The organism is Muricoccus radiodurans (assembly GCF_050154705.1).
In the GTDB taxonomy this organism is placed as follows: Bacteria; Pseudomonadota; Alphaproteobacteria; order Acetobacterales; family Acetobacteraceae; genus Roseomonas; species Roseomonas radiodurans.
In genome coordinates this window covers 2,167,999-2,185,609 of the sequence record NZ_CP189561.1, presented here as the reverse complement: position 1 = coordinate 2,185,609, position 17,611 = coordinate 2,167,999, and the positions used below count along the sequence as shown (strand labels likewise).

Sequence of the window (17,611 nt, the reverse complement as noted above, 5' to 3'; positions counted from 1 at the left end):
GCGGTTCCGTCCGGGGGAGAAGGGGTCTAGGGTCCGCGCCGTCGCGAACCTGTCAGAATTGGACCGATGTCTCTCATTGCCGAGCGCCTGAACAAGATCTCGCCCTCCCAGACGATCGCCATCTCCACCAAGGCGCGGGAGATGCAGGCGGCGGGGCGGGACGTGATCTCCCTCTCGGCCGGTGAGCCCGATTTCGAGACCCCGCGCAACGTGAAGGACGCCGCGATCCGCGCGGTGGAGGCCGGCGAGACCCGCTACACCGACGTCGCCGGGACGAAGGCGATGCGCCAGGCGGCCGCCGCGAAGTTCAAGCGCGACCACGGCATCGACTACAAGCCGGAGGAGATCATCGTCTCCACCGGCGGCAAGCAGGTGATCTTCAACGCGATGGTCGCCACCCTGAACAAGGGGGACGAGGTGATCATCCCTGCGCCGTGCTGGGTCTCCTACCCCGACATCGTCGCGCTGGCGGACGGCACGCCCGTCACCATCCCCGCCGGCCCGAACCAGGGCTTCAAGATTACCGCGGAGCAGCTGGAGGCCGCGATCACCCCGAAGACGAAGTGGGTGATGCTGAACAACCCCTGCAACCCCACGGGCGCCGCGTATAGCGCGGAGGAGCTGAAGGCCCTGACGGACGTGCTGGTGCGCCACCCTAACGTCTGGATCTTCACCGACGACATCTACGAGAAGCTCGTCTATGGCGGCTTCAAGTTCGCGACCGTCGTCGAAGTGGAGCCGCGCCTGAAGGACCGCACGGTCACGATGAACGGCGTGTCCAAGGCCTATGCCATGACGGGCTGGCGCCTGGGCTATGCCGGCGCCCCGCAGGCGCTGACAAAGGCGATGGACAAGCTGCAGAGCCAGTCCACCTCCAACACCTCCTCCATCACCCAGGCCGCGGCGGTCGAGGCGCTGAACGGCCCGCAGGACACGGTGGAGTCCATGCGCCAGGCCTTCGAGCGCCGTCGGGACCTCGTGGTGGCCGCGCTGAACAAGGCCCCGGGCATCCACTGTAACACGCCGGAAGGCGCCTTCTACGTCTTCCCCTCCGTCCAGGGCTGCCTCGGCAAGACCACGGCCGGCGGCAAGAAGCTGGAGACGGACGAGGATTTCGTCCTCGCCCTGCTCGAAGAGGGCGGCGTGGCGACGGTGCACGGCTCCGCCTTCCTCTTCCCGGGCTACATGCGCATCTCCTACGCGGCGTCGGACGCGCAGCTCACCGAGGCCTGTGCCCGCATCCAGAAGTTCTGCGCCGGCCTTTCGTGATGGGGCTTCACTGACCCGCCCATGACGGGGGAAGGTGTCGCCTGGTTGATCTCGGCCGTGGCCTTCGCCTTCTCCATGACCGCCACGCCGGGGCCGAACAACACGATGCTGACCGCCTCCGGCGCGACCTTCGGCTTCATGCCGACCGTTCCGCACATGCTCGGCATCTCCTTCGGCTTCCCGGCGATGCTCCTGGCCATGGCGCTCGGTGCGGGGGAGGTGCTGCGCGCCGCCCCCTGGCTGTACGGCGTGCTGCGTTGGGCCGGCGCGGCCTATCTGCTGTGGCTGGCCTGGCGGATCGCGACCGCGCGCCCGCAGGATGACCAAGGGCAGGCGACGGGACGGCCGCTGAGCTTCCTGCAGGCGGCGCTGTTCCAGTGGGTGAACCCGAAGGCCTGGGTCATCGTGCTCGGTGCCGCCGTCACCTACACCACCGGGCGCGGCGCGGCGCCCTGGGTGCAGGCGGTGGTGCTGGCCGTGATCTTCGTCCTCGTCACCCTGCCGGTGACGGCTTTCTGGACCGCGGTGGGCGTCGGTGTGGCGCGCGTGCTGCGGACGGCACGGGCGCGGCGGCTGTTCAACATCGCCCTCGCCGGGCTGCTCGTCGCCTCGCTGGTGCCGGTGCTGGTGGGAGATTAGGCGCGTGACGTCCTTTGCCTTCACCCCGGCGACGGAGGCCGATTTCGAGCGGCTGCTCGACCTGTCGGTCCGCGTCATGCGGGAGCATCTGGAACGCGTGGGGCGCTGGGACCCCGAGCGCCGGCGGGCCCGGATGCGTGCGGCCTTCGACCCCGCGCTGTACCGCCTGATCCAGGTGCCGGGCGGCTGGGCGGGCTGCGTCGCCGTGGTGGAACACCCGGACCACCGCGAGATCCACTCCTTCTACCTGGAGCCCGGGCTGCAAGGGCGGGGGCTCGGCCGCGCCGTGCTGGACGCCATCCTGGCCGAGCAGCCCGATCGTCCCGTGCGGATCGAGGTGCTGAAAGAGAGCCCCGCCGCGCGCTTTTACGAACGGGCCGGGTTCCGCCTGACCGGGGAGGCTCCCTTCGATCTCCTCTACGAGCATCGTGGCGCCGCGCGCCGGGGCTAGCAGCCGCCCGCGTCACCCCATGGTGACGCCATATTCCCCGCAGATCGCCACGATCTCCCGCGGCGTCAACCCGCCGGGGGCGGCGCGGCCGGCCCGGTCGAAGTGGCGGAACATCTCCAGGCCCTGTAGCCCCGGCCGCGCCATGACGAGGAAGCGCACCGCCGACGAGGTGTCGTTGCGGAAGCCGTGGCGCGACCCTGCCGGCAGCCGCGCCGTGGCGCCCGGCCCGATGCGGCGTTCGCCCGCGGCGCCGGACACGGTCAACTCGCCCTCCAGCACGAAGAAGACCTCGTCATCCTCCGCGTGGATGTGAGGTGGCACGAAGTAGCCGGGCGGGATCACGTGCTCGCCCAGGAACAGCCCGTCCGTCGCCGGGTCCGCCTTCACGATCATGGCGGCGCCGAACACGTTCAGCACCTCGCCCATACCGGGCTCCACCACGGTCACATCCTTCTCCATCACGTCCGACATTCGATCCTCCTCGGGGTTCGCCGATGGCCCGGACCTTGTCGCGTCCTGCCACGTCCGGGGAGCCGCCCGTTCTGGACACGTCGTTCGCCCGGGCGAACACTGGGCCATGCGCGCCTTCCAGGGGCTCGAAGTCTTCGTCCGCGTGGTGGAGACCGGCAGCATCACCGCCGCCGCCGAGCGATTGGGCACAGCCAAGTCCTCCGTCAGCGAGACGGTGCGCGCGCTGGAGGAACGCCTGGGCCTGCGCCTGCTGGAGCGCGGCGCCCGTAACGTCCGCCCCACGGAGGCCGGCGCCGTCCTCTATCGGCGCGCCCGCCATCTGCTGGACGAGGAGGAGGCCGCGCGCCGGGAAGTCCAGGCCCTGGGCTCCGCGCCCGCCGGGCGTCTGCGCGTCGCGGCGCCCGAGAGCTTCGTGGCCGGCCACCTCATCCCCGGCCTGCCGCGCTTCCTGGACGACCACCCCGCGGTCGAGGTGGACTTCGTCGAGGCCGCCGGCGTCGTTCGCCTGGTGGAGGACGGCTTCGACCTCGCCATCCGGGTGGCGGAGGCGCCGGCGCCGGGGCTGGTGGTGCGCCGCCTCGCCACGTCGCGCGTGGTGATCGTGGCCGCGCCCGCCTATCTCGACCGGCACGGCGCGCCATCGGTGCCGGGGGAGGTGGCGGGGCATCGCTGCATCGGCTTCAGCCCGCTGCCCTGGCGCGACACCTGGCGGCTGGGGGCGGACACCGTGCCAGTGCGCCCGGTGCTGCTGACCGACAATGCCGGCACCCTCCGCGCCGCCGCCATCGCCGGAATCGGGCTGGCCGCCATCCCCGACTGGGCCGTGGCCGAAGACCTGGCGGCCGGCCGGCTCCGCCGCGTGCTGCCGGATGTCGAGACCCCGGCGAGCGGCATCTTCGCCGTCTATCCCACCCACCGCCTGCAGGTGCCGAAGGTACGCGCCTTCGTGGACCACGTGGCCGCCCATCTCCGCGCCCAGGGCCTGACGCGCTGAACGCCGCGGGGTTGGCGCGGCCGCGCCCGAAGCCTAGTTTCGCCCGCTTTCACGTCACCACCTGAGGTTTCCGTTCATGCCCGCCCTCGCCAAGAGGCTGGAGGTCGTCACCCTCTCCGGCTCCTCCCGCATGTCCATCCGCGCGCGGGAGCTGCGGGAGGCCGGGCACAAGGTCATCAGCCTGACCGTCGGTGAGCCCGACTTCGCCACCCCGCCCCACGCGATCGAGGCCGCGCACGAGGCCGCCCTCGCCGGCAAGACGAAATATCCGCCGAACGACGGCTGGCCCGAGCTGAAGGCCGCCGTGCAGCGCAAGTTCCGCCGCGAGAACGGCCTGGATTACGCGCTCAACGAGATCATCGTCGGCAATGGCGGCAAGCAGGTCATCCTGGACGCGCTGCTCGCCACCGTGGACCCGGGCGACGAGGTGATCGTCCCCACCCCCGCCTGGTCCGCCTATGCCGATATCGGCAAGCTGGCGGGCGGCACGCCGGTCTTCGTGCCCTGCCCGCAGAACAACGGCTTCAAGCTGCGGCCGGAGGACCTGGACGCCGCCATCACGCCGCGCACGAAGTGGGTGACGCTGAACTTCCCGAACAACCCCTCCGGCGCGGCGCTCACGCGGGAGGAGGTGGCGGCGCTGACCGACGTGCTGCTGCGCCACCCGCACGTGTGGATCCTGTCCGATGAGATGTACGAGCACATCAGCTACGTCGACACGGGCTTTCACTCCGTCGCCGCGGTGGAGCCGCGGCTGAAGGACCGCACGCTGACCGTCAGCGGCGCGTCCAAGACCTACGCCATGACGGGCTGGCGCGTCGGCTTCGCCGGCGGCCCCGCGCCGCTGATCAAGGCGATGACGAACATGCAGAGCCAGACGACGAACGGCATCGCCACGGTTGCTCAGGCCGCGACCATCGCCGCGCTGGACGGCCCGCAGGATTCCGTGGCGGAGCGCCAGGCCATCTATCGCCAGCGCCGCGACCTCGTCGTGGACATGCTGAACGACGCACCGGGCCTGCAATGCCACCGGCCCGAGGGGGCCTTCTACGTCTACCCCGGCGTCGCCGGCCTGCTCGGCCGTACCAGCGCCGGCGGCAGGCGCCTCGAGACCGACGAGGACGTGGCCATGGCCCTGTTGGAGGAGAACCACGTCGCCACCGTCGCCGGCAGCGCCTATGGCATGAGCCCCTACATCCGCCTCTCCTATGCCACGGACACGGAGGCACTCCGCGAGGCCTGCGCCCGCATCCAGGATTTCTGCCGGGGCGTGGTGTGAGGACGCCGGACCAGCAGGGCATCCCGATGCCGCAGCCGGCCGGGGTGACGATCCGCCCGGGCACCGATGCGGACACCGACGCCTATATCCGCCTGATCGGCGATGCCTGGTCCGAATACCCGAACTGCATCCTCGACGTGGACGGGGAGTTGCCGGAACTCCGCGCCCTGGCCACCCACTTCCAGAAGGCCAACGGCGCCCTCTGGGTCGCCGAGGACGCGGGCGGCCCGCTCGGCATGGTCGCCACCCGCCCCCTGAACGACGACGAGGCCTGGGAGATCGGGCGGATGTACGTCGCGAAGGCCGCGCGCGGGACCGGCCTCGCCCATACCCTGCTGGACGGCGCCGAGCGCCACGCGGTCGCCCATGGAGCCCGCCGCATGGTGCTCTGGACCGACACGCGCTTCGAGGCGGCGCACCGCTTCTACGAGAAGCGCGGCTATGTCCGCGCTGGCTCCATCCGCATCCTCGACGACATCTCGAAGTCGCTCGAATTCCGTTACGCGAAGCCGGCGACGGGCCTCGCCGTGGATATGCTGGACGCCGCGGCGGCCGCCAGCGCGGAGCGGCGCCTGTCCGACATCCTCGTCGCCTGTGTGGCGTCAGGCGGCTCCGTCTCCTACCTCCGCCCCCTCTCCATGGAGGTGGCGCGGGCCTTCTGGCGCGGCGTCTCGGCCGATGTCGCGACGGGGACGAAGGTGCTGCTGGGCGCCTGGTGCGACGGGCAGCTCGCGGGCACGGTGCAACTCGTCCTCGCGCAGCAGCCCAACGCCCCGCACCGGGCCGAGGTGGCGAAGCTGCTGGTGGACCCGGCCTTCCGACGCCGCGGCATCGCCCGCGCGCTGATGCAGCGCGTGGAGCAGGTCGCCCGCACCATCGGCCGCCGCCTGCTGGTGCTGGATACGGCCTCGGACGGCGCGGACCGCCTGTATCGCGACCTCGGTTGGCAGGAGGTCGGGTCCATCCCCGGCTACGCGCTGAATCCGGACGGCAGGCCCGAGGCCACGACGGTCTTCTGGAAGGCTACGGCATGATCACGCCCGACTGGTGCCGGATGATGGCGGCCTACAACACCGAGATGAACCGACGCACCTATGGCGCCGCTGCCCGGCTGTCCGATGCGGAGCGCAAATCCGACCGCGGCGCCTTCTTCGGCAGCCTGCACGGCACGCTGAGCCACCTCGTCTGGGCCGACACCATCTGGATGTCCCGCTTCGATGGCGGTCCGGGGCCGGGCGTCGGGATCAAGGAAAGCCCGACAATGGAGCCGGACTTCGACGCGCTGTGGGGACTTCGCCAGGCCCTCGATGTCCGCATCGCCGCCTGGGCCGAGGGGCTCTCGCCCGACTGGCTGGCGAAGGACCTGACCTATTTCAGCGGCGCCGTCGGGCGGGAGCTGACGCGCCGGACGGCGGTGCTGGTGACGCACCTTTTCAACCACCAGACCCATCACCGCGGACAGGCCCACGCGCTGCTGACCGCGATGGGACAGGACACCGGCGCGACGGACCTGCCCTTCATCCTATCCGACGTCTGACGCGTTGCCGGGAGGCGCTGCCTCCCGGACCCTCCGCCGGGGGCCGAACGCGGCCCCCGGACCCCGCGATCCCTGGGATGCGGGTCCGGGGCGCGTATGCGCCGTGGTGGATGGGGTCTCGGGCGTTGGTAGCACAGCTTCCAACAAGCCTTCCCCAAAGAGCTGCCGGATCAGACCGCCGTCCGCTCCAGCAACTCGATCAGCACGTTCTCCGGCCCGACGATGAAGGCGATCCGCACGCCGGGGCGCACGTCGAGCGGCCCGTTCTGGATCGTCACGCCCTGGGCCCGCATCGCCTCCACCGCCGCGTCGATGCCCTGCACGGTGAAGGCCAGGTGCTCCAGGCCCAGGAAGGGCGCGGGCGGCGTCCCGGCCGTCTCCGCCGGCACGCGATCGATGAAGATGTTCAGTCCGCCCACCGCGACCGTGACCCGGCCGCTCTTCGGATCCGTCGGGGCGGTGCGACGCGCCTCCAGCACCGTCTCGTACCAGCGCCCCGTGGCCTCGGGATCGGGTGAGCGCAGGTGGACGTGATCCAGGGTGAGCTTCGGCATGACGCTTCCTTGCAGATGGTCGGGGCAGATGATCGGGACCGAACCGGCCCGGATGGGTCAGCGGAGCGTGTTGATCCCGCCGGACCCGCCGACATAGGGGCCGCGCTGTCCCTCGCGCTCTCCGCAGGCGGACAGCGCGAGGACAGACAGGAGGGCGAGCGTGATCCGCGTCACGCCGGCAGCCCGGCGCGCCCGGGCTCGTCGTTCAGGTGGCAGCGGCTCCGGTGGCCGGGGGCCACCTCCTTCAGCGCCGGGATCTCCACCTTGCAGCGGTCGAAGGCGTGCGGGCAGCGCGGGTGGAAATGGCAGCCGGACGGCGGCGCGAGCGGGGAGGGGATCTCCCCCCGCACCACCGCGAAGGCCTTCTTCCGCGCCTCGATCTTCGGGACGGAGGCGAGAAGCGAGCGGGTATAGGGATGGTTCGGCCGGCCGAAGACCGTCTCGGTCGGCGCCTCTTCCACCACGCGGCCCAGATACATGATGACCACGCGGTCGCTCAGATGCTCCACCACGCCCAGGTCGTGGGAGATGAAGAGGTAGGTGAGGTCCAGCTCTTTCCGCAGCCGCATGAAGAGATTCAGGATCTGCGCCTGGATCGAGACGTCGAGCGCCGCCACCGACTCGTCGCAGACCAGGAATTCCGGCTGGACGGCCAGCGCGCGCGCGATGCCGATGCGCTGCCGCTGCCCGCCAGAGAACTGGTGGGGGTAACGGGCCTTCAGCGTGGGGTCGAGCCCGGCCCGGCGGAGCTGGTCATCCACATAAGTCGCGAACTGGCCGCGGTTTGTCAGCCCGTGGAAGAGCGGGGCCTCCCCGACGATCTCCGCCACCTTCAGCCGCGGGTTGAGGGAGGACATGGGGTCCTGGAAGATCATCTGCGCCTGCAGCATCGCGGCGCGCGCCTCTTTCCCCGACAGCCCCTGCCGGTCGCGACCCTTCCACAGGATGGTCCCGTCCGAAGGCGGCAGGATGCCCGCGATCATCCGGCCCAGCGTGGACTTGCCGCAGCCGGATTCCCCGACCAACCCGACCACCTCGCCCTTCCGGATGGTCAGGTCCACCTTGTCCACCGCGTGGACCACCTCGTCCCGAAGCGGCGCTCCGAGCTTCGCCAGCAGCTTGCCCGCGAAGTCCAGCCGCTTCGCGAAGCGCCGGGACACGCCCTGCACCTCGATCATCGGCGCGGCGGTGGACGCGGGCGGCGCCTCCGGCGCCTTGTCCAAGGAGATGCTCATGCCGCCGCCTCCGCGGTCTCGAGATGCGGGCGGAAGCAGCGCGCCTCATGGGCGGGCAGGATTTCGGCCATGGGCGGGTCCTGGCGGCAGACCTCGGCCGCGCGGGGGCAGCGGGTCTGGAAGGGGCAGCCGGGCGGCAGGTTGAGAAGGGAAGGGGTCATCCCGGGGATCTGCCGCAGCGGCTCCCCCCGCCGGTTGCGGGACGGAACGGACCCCAGCAGGCCGACGGTATAGGGATGCAGCGGGTGGTCCAGCACGTCCACCACGGCCCCGTGCTCCACGATCCGGCCGGCGTACATGACCGCGATGTCGTCGGCCAAGCCCGCCACCACGGACAGGTCATGGGTGATCCAGATCAGCGACGTGCCGGTGGTCGCCGCCAGCTTCTGCACCTCGGCCAGGATCTGCCCCTGGATCGTCACGTCCAGCGCCGTGGTCGGCTCGTCCGCCACGATCAGCTCGGGCCGGTGCAGCAGCGCGATCGCGATCGCCACGCGCTGCCGCATCCCGCCGGAGAACTGGTGGGGATAGGACATCAGCCGCTCATCCGGGGAGGGGATGCCGACCATCCCCAGCGTGTCCCGCGCGCGCTGGCGCGCATCCTCACGGCTGATCTTCGTGTGGGCCTGCATCGTCTCGATCATCTGCGTGTCGATGCGCAGGACCGGATTCAGCGTCATCATCGGGTCCTGGAAGATCATGGCGATCCGGTTGCCCCGGAGCTGCCGCATCTCCTCCTCGGACGCCTTCGTCAGGTCGCGGCCGTCGAAGAGGATCTCCCCGCCCACGATCCGGCCGGGCGGATCGACCAGCCGCATCACGGAGAAGCCGGTCACGGTCTTGCCGGACCCGGACTCCCCCACCAGCCCCAGCACCTGCCCGCGGCCGACGCTGAAGGACACGTCGTTGACCGCGGGGATCGCGCCGGCGCGGGTGAAGAAGGTGGTCCGGAGATTCCGAACCTGGAGGGTCGGCGTCGCCGCCGTGGCCGGCACGGAGGGGGCAGGAACGGTGGTGCTCACTTCTTCAACCGCGGGTTCAGGACGTCGCGCAGATGGTCGCCGACCAGGTTGATGGAGACGATGGTGACCAGCAGGGCGATGCCCGGATAGAAGGAGATCCAGTACTTGCCCGAGAGCATGTACTCGTACCCGTTGGCGATCAGCAGGCCGAGCGAGGGCTCGGTGATCGGCACGCCGAGGCCGAGGAAGGAGAGCGTCGCCTCCAACGCGATGGCCCGGGCGATCTGGATGGTCCCCACCACGATCAGCGGCGGCATGCAGTTCGGCAGCAGGTGCCGAAAGATGATCCGCCGGGTCGGCAGCGCCAGGCACTGCGCCGCCTCGATATATTCCCGCCGTCGTTCGACCAGCGCCACGCCGCGGACGGTGCGGGCGTAATAGGCCCATTCCACCACGATCAGGGCGATCACGACGTTCATGATTCCCTTGCCGAGGAAGGCGAGAATCATCAGCGCTGACAGGATGGTCGGGAAGGAGAGCTGGAGGTCCACCAGCCGCATGATCAGGGTGTCGGTCCGCCCGCCGGCATAGGCCGCGAGCATGCCGAGGGAGGCACCGACCAGCGCCGCGGCGATCGCCGACCCGGCGCCGACCACAAGGCTGATCCGCAGCCCGTACATGATGCCGGACAGCATGTCCCGCCCCTGGTCATCGGTGCCGAGCCAGTAGGTCATGCTCCCGTCGCCGCTCTGGGACCCCGGCTCCAGCCGCCCGTCCATGATGTCGAGCTGGGCGAGGTCGTAGGGATTCTGCGGCGAGATCAGCGGCGCGAAGATCGCGATCAGGACGATGAGGGTGAAGATTACCAGCGCCCCCGTCGCGATCTTGCTCTCGAAGAACTCGGAGACGAAGCGGCGGAAGGGCGTCTCCACCCGCGGCGGCGCGGGCGGGGAGGCGGTCGTCGGGGTCTGCCCTGTCCCCGTGGGGAGAGCGGTCGCGCTCATGCCTTGCTCTCCAGCCGGACGCGGGGATCGAGGACGGAGTAGAGCAGGTCCACGACCAGGTTGATGATGATGAACATCAGCACGATGCTCATGAGGTAGGCGACGATCACCGGCCGGTCGAGCACGTTGATGCTGTCGATGATCAGCTTGCCCATGCCCGGCCAGGCGAAGACGCTCTCCGTCACGACCGAGAAGGCGATGGTCGAGCCGAGCTCCAGCCCTGTTACGGTCACCACGGGGATCAGGATATTCTTGAACACGTGCACCCCGATCACGCGGGAGGACGACAGCCCTTTCGCCCGGGCGAACTTCACGAAGTCCATCAGCATCGTCTCCCGCACGCCCGCGCGGGTCAGGCGGATGACGAGGCTGATCTTGAACAGCGCGAGGTTGAGCGCCGGCATGGCCATGTGCGCCAGCCCATCCCACGTCAGGAAGGACCATCGAAGCCCGAGGATCTCCGCCGTCTCTCCCCGCCCGGTGGAGGGCAGCCAGCCGAGCTGCACCGCGAAGACCATGATCAGCATCAGCCCCACCCAGAAGGTGGGCAGGGAGAAGCCGAGGATCGAGCCCGCCATGATCGCCTTCGCGCCCACCGAGTTCGGCCGCAGCCCGGCATAGAGGCCGAGCGGCAGGCCGATCAGGATGGCCAGGAACATCGCCGCGAAGGCGAGCTCCAGCGTGGCCGGGGCGCGCTGCCCGATCAGCTTCAGCGCCGGTTCGTTGAACACGAAGGACCGGCCGAGGTCGCCCTGCACGGCATTCGTCAGGAAGGTCAGGTATTGCTGCCAGAGCGGCTTATCCAGCCCGAGCGCCGCGATGGCCCGCGCCCGCTCCGCCTGGTCCGCGTCCGGCGAGATCAGGATCTCCACAGGGTCGCCGATGGCATAGACCCCGATGAAGACGATGATGGACATGATCAGCATGACCAGCGCCGCCTGGATCAGCCGGCGCAGGAGATAGACGGTCATCGTGTGGTCTCCGTCACGGCCGCGGCGCCGGGCGCACGTCCTGGCCCCGGGTCAGCTCGTCGGCCCGGGCCTCGTGCACCAGTCCGCGGCGCGTGGCCCAGATATTCGTCTGGATGTGGATGGGGATCACCGCCACGTCCTCGGCGGCGATGCGCTGGGCGCGGATCACCAACTCCTCCCGCTTCGCCTCGTCCAGCTCCGTCAGGGACTGCTCCAGCAGCCGGTCCACCTCGGGGTTGGAGTAGCGGCCGCGGTTGGAGGCGCCCCAGCCCCGCTCGGCGCTCACGGTGGCCAGGATGTTCCGTAGCGGGTGGGACCCGTCCGGGTTTGACCCCCAGCCATTCAGCTGCGCCGAGTACTCGGCCCGGGCGGAACGGCCGATGAAGACGGCCCAGGTCTGCCCTTCCACCGCCGTGCGCACGCCGACCCGGGTCCACATCTGCCCGATCGTCTGGATGATGCGGCCGTCATTGATGTAGCGGTCGTTCGGCCCGTTCAGCTGGATGCGGAAGCCGTTGGGGTAGCCGGCCTCGGTCAGCAGGCGCCGTGCCCCGTCCGGATCGAAGGCCGTGGGCGCCAGGTCGGGGATGTGGCCATAGGTGCCGGGCGGCAGGAACTGGCCGGCCGGGGTGGCCGCGCCCTCCATCAGCCGCTGCGTGATCGCCTGCCGGTCGATCGCCATGGACAGCGCCCGCCGGACCCGCACGTCCCGCAGCGGGTTGCGGCCCAGCGGCCGCCCGTCATTGTCCGTGACGAAGGGCGAGTTCTCGTTCGCCCCGCGCAGATGGTCCAGCCCAAGATAGATCAGCCGCAGTCCCACGATCTCGCTCAGGGACACGCGCTGATCGTTCCGCAATCGTGCCACGTCGGTGGTCGGCACCTGGTCGATCGCCTCCACGTCGCCGGCCAGCAGGGCTGCGGTGCGCGTGGCGTCGTTGGTGATCATCCGGTAGTTCACGCGCTGGAAGGCCGGCCGGTCACCCCAGTAGGCATCGTTCCGCTCGAACTCGATCCGGTCCCCGTTGCGGTGGGAGATCACGCGGAACGGCCCGGTTCCGATCGCCATGCGGCCGGAGTTGAACTCCTCCGTCGTCGCATTCCGGTGCGTCGCCTGGTTGAGGATGCGGACATTCGTCATGTCCAGCGGCAGCAGCGGATAGGGCTCATGGGTGTGGAAGCGGATGGTGAGCGGGTCCACCACCTCGATCCGCGCGATGGGCCGCGCATAGACGGCGTAGGAGGCCGGCGAGTTCGGCACGTTCGGCAGCCGCCCGATGGTGAAGGCCACGTCCTCCGCCGTGAAGGGGTTGTCGTTGTGGAAGCGCACGTTCGGCCGCAGCTTGAACTCCCACACGGTCGGGGAGATCGCCCGCCACTCCGTCGCCAGGCCCGGGATGTTGCGGGCACGGGCATCGGTGTTCACCAACTTGTCGAAGATCATGTCCGACACGGCGTTGTTCGGAGAGAGCTGGTGATAATGCGGATCGAGCGAGGTCACGGGCGACCCGACCCCCATCGTCAGCGTCTGGGCCATCGCTCCCGAGGCGGAGAGCACCGCGACCGTCGCCGCCAGGACCAGCTTTCTCATCCGCGTCTCCCCCTGTCCGTCTCTCAGCGCGCCGCCGGGCGCACGTCCTGCGCCCGCGTCAGCTCGTCCGCCCGCGCGTCGTGCACCAGGCCGCGGCGCATCCCCCAGATGTTCTTCTGCGTGTGGATCGGAATGATCCCGACATCATCCATCGCGATCTGCGTCGCCTCCCGCAGCAGCGCCTCGCGCCGCCCGTCATCCAGCGTCCGCAGCGCCTCCTCCATCCGCGCGTCCATCTCCGGGTTGGAGTAGCGGCCGCGGTTGGACCCGCCGAAGCCCCGTCCCGGATTGGCGGTCGCCAGCAGGGAGCGGAGCGGGTTCGACGCCTCGCCGGAGGACGTCCCCCAGCCCACGAGGAAGGCCGAGAGCTCCTGCCGGCCCGCGCGGGCGACGAAGGCGGCCCAGGGCTGCCCCTCGACCTGCGTGCGCACCCCGATCCGCGTCCACATCTGCCCGACCGCCTGGATGATCCGCGCGTCGTTCATGTAGCGGTCGTTCGGCCCGTGCAGCGTCAGGCGGAAGCCGTTGGGGTAGCCGGCCTCGGTCAGCAGGCGCCGGGCGCCATCGGGATCGGGGCGGCCCGCGACCAACCCGGGAATCGCCCCGAACCCGGTCGGCGGCAAGAGCTGCATTGACGGGGTGGAGGCCCCCTCCATCACCCGGTCCGTGATGGCCTGGCGGTCGATCGCCATGGACAGCGCCCGCCGGACGCGGACGTCCCGCAGCGGGTTGCGGGGCAGGGGACGCCCATCCTCCCCCAGCGCGAAGGGCGTGGCGCCGTCCCGGGAATGATCGAGCGCGAGGTAGATCAGCCGCAGCCCGTCGATCTCGCTCAGCGCCACGCGCCCATCGGCCCGCAGCTTCGCGATGTCGCTCGTCGGCACCTGGTCGATGAAGTCCACGTCCCCCGACAGCAGCGCCGCCGTCCGCGCCGCGTCGTTCGTGATCATCCGGTAGTTGACCCGCGCCCAGTGCGGCCGATCCCCGAAATAGGCGTCGTTGCGCGCGTACTCGATCCGCTCCCCGTTGCGGTGCGACAGGATGCGGAAGGGGCCGGTGCCCATCGCCAGCCGGGTGGAGTTGAACTCCTCCGTCGTCGCATTCGCGTGGTGCTCGGAATCGAGCATCTCCACTTGCGCGAGGTCCACGGGCAGGAGCGGGTAGGGACCGTTGGTGTGGAAGCGCACGGTCAGCGGATCCACGACCTCCACCCGCTGGATCGCCCGCGTGTAGATCCCGTAGGAGGACGGCGAGTTCGGCACCGTCGGCACGCGGGCGATGGTGAAGGCCACGTCCTCCGCGGTGAAGGCGTTGCCGTTGTGGAACCGCACATTCGGGCGGAGCCGGAACTCCCACACGCTCTCCTCGACCGGCCGCCAGCTCTCCGCCAGCCGCGCCACCACGCGCGCATTCGCATCGAAGGCCGTCAGGCTGTCGAAGATATGCTCGGCCGCCGCGTAGTTCGGCGACAGCGCGTGGTAGTGCGGATCGAGGGAGGTGACCGGCGCACCCACCGCGACATTCAGGGTCTGCGCGACGGCAGCGTCCCCAAACGCCGGCAAGGCGGCCGCGACGGCCGCCAGAGCGAGCTTCCTCATACGGTCTCCCCGAAGTTTCGGTGGCGCCTTCCCCGGGCAATCCTAGCAGCCGGCCCCTCCCGCCGCTAGTTTCCGCGGCTCTGCATGAAAAAAGGGAGAGCTTCCGCGTGACCCACCAGACCACCCGGCGCCGCCTGCTGGCGGTGCCCGCCGCCCTCGGCGCCGCTACCCTGGGCGGACCGGGATTCGCGCAGACCCCGCCGGCGGACCGAACCCTGACCATCGGCATCGGCGGCTCGGTCACCTCGCTCGACCCGCATTTCTACAACGCCTCGCCCAACAACTCCCTGTCGATGCACATCTTCGACTTCCTGGTGCAGCGCGACGCCGCCGCCCGGCCCCAGCCCGGCCTCGCCGAGAGCTGGCGCCCCGTCGGCGACACGGTCTGGGAGTTCAAGCTGCGCTCCGGCGTGAAGTGGCATGATGGCCGGGATTTCACCGCGGACGACGTCGCCTTTACCGTGGAGCGTGCGCCGAACGTCCCCAACTCCCCTGGCGGCTTCGGCGGCTTCGTCCGCGCCATCACCCGGACCGAGGTGGTCGACCCCCTCACCATCCGGTTCCACACCGCCGCGCCCCACCCGCTGCTGCCAACCGAGCTCGCCTCCGTCGCCGTCATCTCCCGCCACGCCGGCCAGGGCGCCAGCACGGAGGACTACAACTCCGGCAAGGCGGCGATCGGCACCGGCCCCTACCGCCTCGTCTCCTACCGTCCCGGCGACCGGACGGAACTCGTCCGCAACGACGCCTACTGGGGCGGGGCGGAACCCTGGGCCCGCGTCTCCTACCGCTTCATCGCCAATGACAGCGCCCGTACCGCCGCGCTCCTCGCCGGGGACGTGGACCTGATCGACCAGGTGCCCAGCAGCGACCTGGAGCGGCTGCGGCGCGACAACCGGGCCGTGCTGCACGAGATCCAGGGCCTGCGGCTGATCTATCTCGTTATGGACTTCTCGCGGGACGGCAGCGTCCCCTTCGTCACGGACCATGCCGGCCAGCCCCTGCCGCGGAACCCGTTCCGCGACATCCGCGTGCGTCAGGCCCTCTCCATGGCGATCAATCGGGAAGCCCTGACCCGCCAGGTGATGGAGGGCACGGCACAGCCAACCGGCCAGTGGCTGCCGCCCGGCTCCTACTCCTACAACCCCGAGGTCCGGCCGACCGCCTTCAACGCCGACCGCGCCCGCCAACTCCTGGCCGAGGCGGGCTATCCCCAGGGCTTCCGCCTGACCCTGCACGGACCGAACGACCGCTACCCGAACGACGCCCGCACCATTCAGGCCGTGGCCCAGATGTGGACTCGCATCGGGGTGCAGACGCAGGTGGACGCGCAGCCCTGGGCCGCCTTCTCCCCGCGAAACGCGCGCCAGGAATACGCCATCCGGCTCGTCGGCTGGGGCAGCGTGACGGGGGAGGCCTCCTACCTCCTCGTCAACATCCTCGGCACCTTCGACCAGGCGAAGCGGACGGGCGCCAGCAACAACGGCCGCTACTCCAACCCGGAGCTGGACGCGCTGACGGCGCGGGCCGTGGCCACGCTGGACGACGGCCAGCGCGAGCGGCTGCTGCAGGACGCCGTGAAGATGGCGATGAACGACCAGGGCATCATCCCGCTCTTCCAGCTCGTGAACATCTGGGCCACCCGTCGCGGCCTGACCTATGACGCGCGGGCCGACGAGCGGACCCTCGCCATGAGCGTGCGTCCCGCGACGATGCGCTGAGCCGGGAAGGGGCGGCCCGGTCCGGCCGCCCCTTCACCTCGGACGATACGCCCCGGGGCGCTACTCCTCGTCCGCCTCCGCCACCGGCAGGATCATCGTCTCCTTCGCCGAGGACAGGGCGACCACGATCTCCGTCCGCTCCACCCCGGACTGGGACCGCACCTCGCCCGCCACGAACCCCTCCAGCGCCGCGAGGTCGGGCAGCCGGAGCTTCAGCATGTAATCCCAGGGGCCGCTGACGGCGTGACACTCCAGCACCGGCGCGGCCCGGCGCATCGCCTTCTTGAAGCCGCCATCGTCCCGGCCCGGCCGCATGCCCACCATGACAAAGGCCAGCAGCGGGCAGCCCACCGCCGCCGGGTCCAGCGCCGCGTGCCAGGACCGGATCGTCCCCCGCTCCTCCAGCCGCTTCACGCGCTCGGCGGTGGCGGAGACGGAGAGGCCCGCCACCTTGGACAGGTCCGCAAGCCCGGCCGCGCCGTCCTGCTGAACCGCGATCAGGATGTTGCGGTCGATCTCGTCCATTCGGGAAGACTAGCCGCCGCCCGGCGGCTTGTCTCGCATGGGACCGGAAAATTTACGGCGGGGGAGGGGCTCAGCCGGCCGCGGCGACCGCCCTGCGGCGGCGCCGGAGGTAACGGCGGCCGAGGAAGAACGCCACGATCAGCAGGGCCCCACCGGCGATCGCATGGAACAGGTTCTCCGCGCCGATCCAGGCGCCGAGGTACCAGCCGGCCGCCACGAAGCTCGCGGCCCAGACGCCGGCCGCGATGAAGTTCAGGATCGAGAAGCGGAGCCGGTCCATCCCGGCCAGCCCGCAAGCCGCGGCGGCCACGTTCCGCACCCCGTAGATGAAGCGGAAGGACAGGACGAAGAGCGTGCCGTACTGCACCAGCATGGCCGTCGCACCCGCCACCTTGGCCTCGGCGTTCGGGAAACGGCGGAGGGCGGTCGGGCCGTAGCGCCGGCCCAGCAGGAACCAGGTCTGGTCCCCCAGGAAGGAGCCGATCCACACCGAGAACATCAGGATCCAGGGGTCGACGGCGCCGGTCACCGCCCCGACGGCGGAGGCGGCCAGGACGAAGGTCTCGCCTTCAAAGAAGGCCCAGAGCGCGGCGAGCAGATACGCGCAGTAGCCCCAGTCGTTCCAGAACTCGGCCAAGCCCGGCTCCCCTGTTCGTGAGCGACCATTGCCGATTGTCCATTCGAAAAGAAAGGAAAATCGACCGCTGCGACGCACCATTAGACAGAATGCGCGTTATTCAACGCCAAGTGGTGAAAGCCGCAAGGGGCACCCGTCACGTCGGGATCGTTGCCCGAAAAGAAAAGGGGAGGCTC

General features: G+C 70.2%; 18 protein-coding genes. 8 read left to right on the top strand and 10 right to left on the bottom strand.

Annotated features, from left to right (window positions below; translation table 11 throughout):
• The first annotated feature begins 66 nt into the window (after positions 1-66).
• The 3 genes from ACP6CK_RS10805 to ACP6CK_RS10795 are packed head-to-tail and all read left to right on the top strand — an operon-like array spanning position 67 to position 2,359.
• Positions 67-1,269, top strand: coding sequence for a pyridoxal phosphate-dependent aminotransferase (locus tag ACP6CK_RS10805; protein ID WP_426958895.1), 1,203 nt, complete (start codon positions 67-69; stop codon positions 1,267-1,269).
• Between the two features lie 21 nt (positions 1,270-1,290).
• Positions 1,291-1,908 (top strand): LysE family translocator, encoded by a 618-nt coding sequence (locus tag ACP6CK_RS10800; protein WP_426958894.1) that lies wholly within the window; start codon positions 1,291-1,293, stop codon positions 1,906-1,908.
• Between the two features lie 4 nt (positions 1,909-1,912).
• The gene (locus ACP6CK_RS10795) at positions 1,913-2,359 is read left to right on the top strand and encodes a GNAT family N-acetyltransferase (protein ID WP_426958893.1); all 447 of its coding nucleotides are present in this window, start codon (positions 1,913-1,915) and stop codon (positions 2,357-2,359) included.
• A gap of 12 nt (positions 2,360-2,371) precedes the next feature.
• Here the strand turns inward: ACP6CK_RS10795 and ACP6CK_RS10790 are convergent, their stop codons facing one another.
• Positions 2,372-2,830, bottom strand: coding sequence for a cupin domain-containing protein (locus ACP6CK_RS10790; protein ID WP_426958892.1), 459 nt, complete (start codon positions 2,828-2,830; stop codon positions 2,372-2,374).
• A gap of 106 nt (positions 2,831-2,936) precedes the next feature.
• Between ACP6CK_RS10790 and ACP6CK_RS10785 the strand changes: the two genes are divergently transcribed.
• The 4 genes from ACP6CK_RS10785 to ACP6CK_RS10770 all read left to right on the top strand — a co-directional run bounded on the left by ACP6CK_RS10785 (position 2,937) and on the right by ACP6CK_RS10770 (position 6,640).
• Complete coding sequence (locus ACP6CK_RS10785; RefSeq protein WP_426958891.1) at positions 2,937-3,824, top strand: LysR substrate-binding domain-containing protein; 888 nt, start codon at positions 2,937-2,939, stop codon at positions 3,822-3,824.
• Positions 3,825-3,900: 76 nt separating this feature from the next.
• Positions 3,901-5,103 (top strand): pyridoxal phosphate-dependent aminotransferase, encoded by a 1,203-nt coding sequence (locus tag ACP6CK_RS10780; protein ID WP_426958890.1) that lies wholly within the window; start codon positions 3,901-3,903, stop codon positions 5,101-5,103.
• Between the two features lie 26 nt (positions 5,104-5,129).
• The gene (locus tag ACP6CK_RS10775; RefSeq protein ID WP_426958889.1) at positions 5,130-6,137 is read left to right on the top strand and encodes a GNAT family N-acetyltransferase; all 1,008 of its coding nucleotides are present in this window, start codon (positions 5,130-5,132) and stop codon (positions 6,135-6,137) included.
• Entirely contained in the window at positions 6,134-6,640 is a 507-nt protein-coding gene (locus ACP6CK_RS10770) for a DinB family protein (protein ID WP_426958888.1), read from the top strand. Before ACP6CK_RS10775 ends, ACP6CK_RS10770 begins: the two co-directional genes overlap by 4 nt.
• 170 nt (positions 6,641-6,810) lie before the next feature.
• Here ACP6CK_RS10770 and ACP6CK_RS10765 read toward each other — a convergent pair whose 3' ends face one another.
• The 7 genes from ACP6CK_RS10765 to ACP6CK_RS10735 all read right to left on the bottom strand — a co-directional run bounded on the left by ACP6CK_RS10765 (position 6,811) and on the right by ACP6CK_RS10735 (position 14,552).
• The gene (locus ACP6CK_RS10765) at positions 6,811-7,194 is read right to left on the bottom strand and encodes a VOC family protein (protein WP_426958887.1); all 384 of its coding nucleotides are present in this window, start codon (positions 7,192-7,194) and stop codon (positions 6,811-6,813) included.
• A 170-nt stretch (positions 7,195-7,364) separates the two neighbouring features.
• A complete protein-coding gene (locus ACP6CK_RS10760) occupies positions 7,365-8,429 on the bottom strand; it encodes an ABC transporter ATP-binding protein (RefSeq protein ID WP_426958886.1) in 1,065 nt (354 codons plus the stop codon).
• Positions 8,426-9,451 carry an ABC transporter ATP-binding protein gene (locus ACP6CK_RS10755; RefSeq protein ID WP_426958885.1) on the bottom strand — a complete coding sequence of 342 codons (1,026 nt, stop codon included), beginning with the start codon at positions 9,449-9,451 and terminating at the stop codon, positions 8,426-8,428. Before ACP6CK_RS10755 ends, ACP6CK_RS10760 begins: the two co-directional genes overlap by 4 nt.
• Positions 9,448-10,395 carry an ABC transporter permease gene (locus ACP6CK_RS10750; protein WP_426958884.1) on the bottom strand — a complete coding sequence of 316 codons (948 nt, stop codon included), beginning with the start codon at positions 10,393-10,395 and terminating at the stop codon, positions 9,448-9,450. Before ACP6CK_RS10750 ends, ACP6CK_RS10755 begins: the two co-directional genes overlap by 4 nt.
• Entirely contained in the window at positions 10,392-11,366 is a 975-nt protein-coding gene (locus ACP6CK_RS10745; protein WP_426958883.1) for an ABC transporter permease, read from the bottom strand. The genes ACP6CK_RS10750 and ACP6CK_RS10745 overlap by 4 nt, the downstream gene beginning before the upstream one ends.
• Before the next feature lie 13 nt (positions 11,367-11,379).
• Entirely contained in the window at positions 11,380-12,954 is a 1,575-nt protein-coding gene (locus ACP6CK_RS10740) for an ABC transporter substrate-binding protein (protein WP_426958882.1), read from the bottom strand.
• A 23-nt stretch (positions 12,955-12,977) separates the two neighbouring features.
• Positions 12,978-14,552 carry an ABC transporter substrate-binding protein gene (locus tag ACP6CK_RS10735; RefSeq protein ID WP_426958881.1) on the bottom strand — a complete coding sequence of 525 codons (1,575 nt, stop codon included), beginning with the start codon at positions 14,550-14,552 and terminating at the stop codon, positions 12,978-12,980.
• A gap of 107 nt (positions 14,553-14,659) precedes the next feature.
• On the opposite strand from ACP6CK_RS10735, the gene ACP6CK_RS10730 reads away from it, so the two are divergent.
• Positions 14,660-16,273: an ABC transporter substrate-binding protein gene (locus tag ACP6CK_RS10730; RefSeq protein WP_426958880.1), complete on the top strand. Its 1,614-nt coding sequence runs from the start codon at positions 14,660-14,662 to the stop codon at positions 16,271-16,273.
• Positions 16,274-16,333: 60 nt separating this feature from the next.
• Here ACP6CK_RS10730 and ACP6CK_RS10725 read toward each other — a convergent pair whose 3' ends face one another.
• The gene (locus ACP6CK_RS10725; RefSeq protein WP_426958879.1) at positions 16,334-16,798 is read right to left on the bottom strand and encodes an Lrp/AsnC family transcriptional regulator; all 465 of its coding nucleotides are present in this window, start codon (positions 16,796-16,798) and stop codon (positions 16,334-16,336) included.
• 70 nt (positions 16,799-16,868) lie between these two features.
• On the bottom strand, positions 16,869-17,435 hold the full coding sequence (locus tag ACP6CK_RS10720; protein ID WP_426958878.1) for a DedA family protein: 567 nt from the start codon (positions 17,433-17,435) through the stop codon (positions 16,869-16,871).
• Positions 17,436-17,611 lie beyond the last annotated feature (176 nt).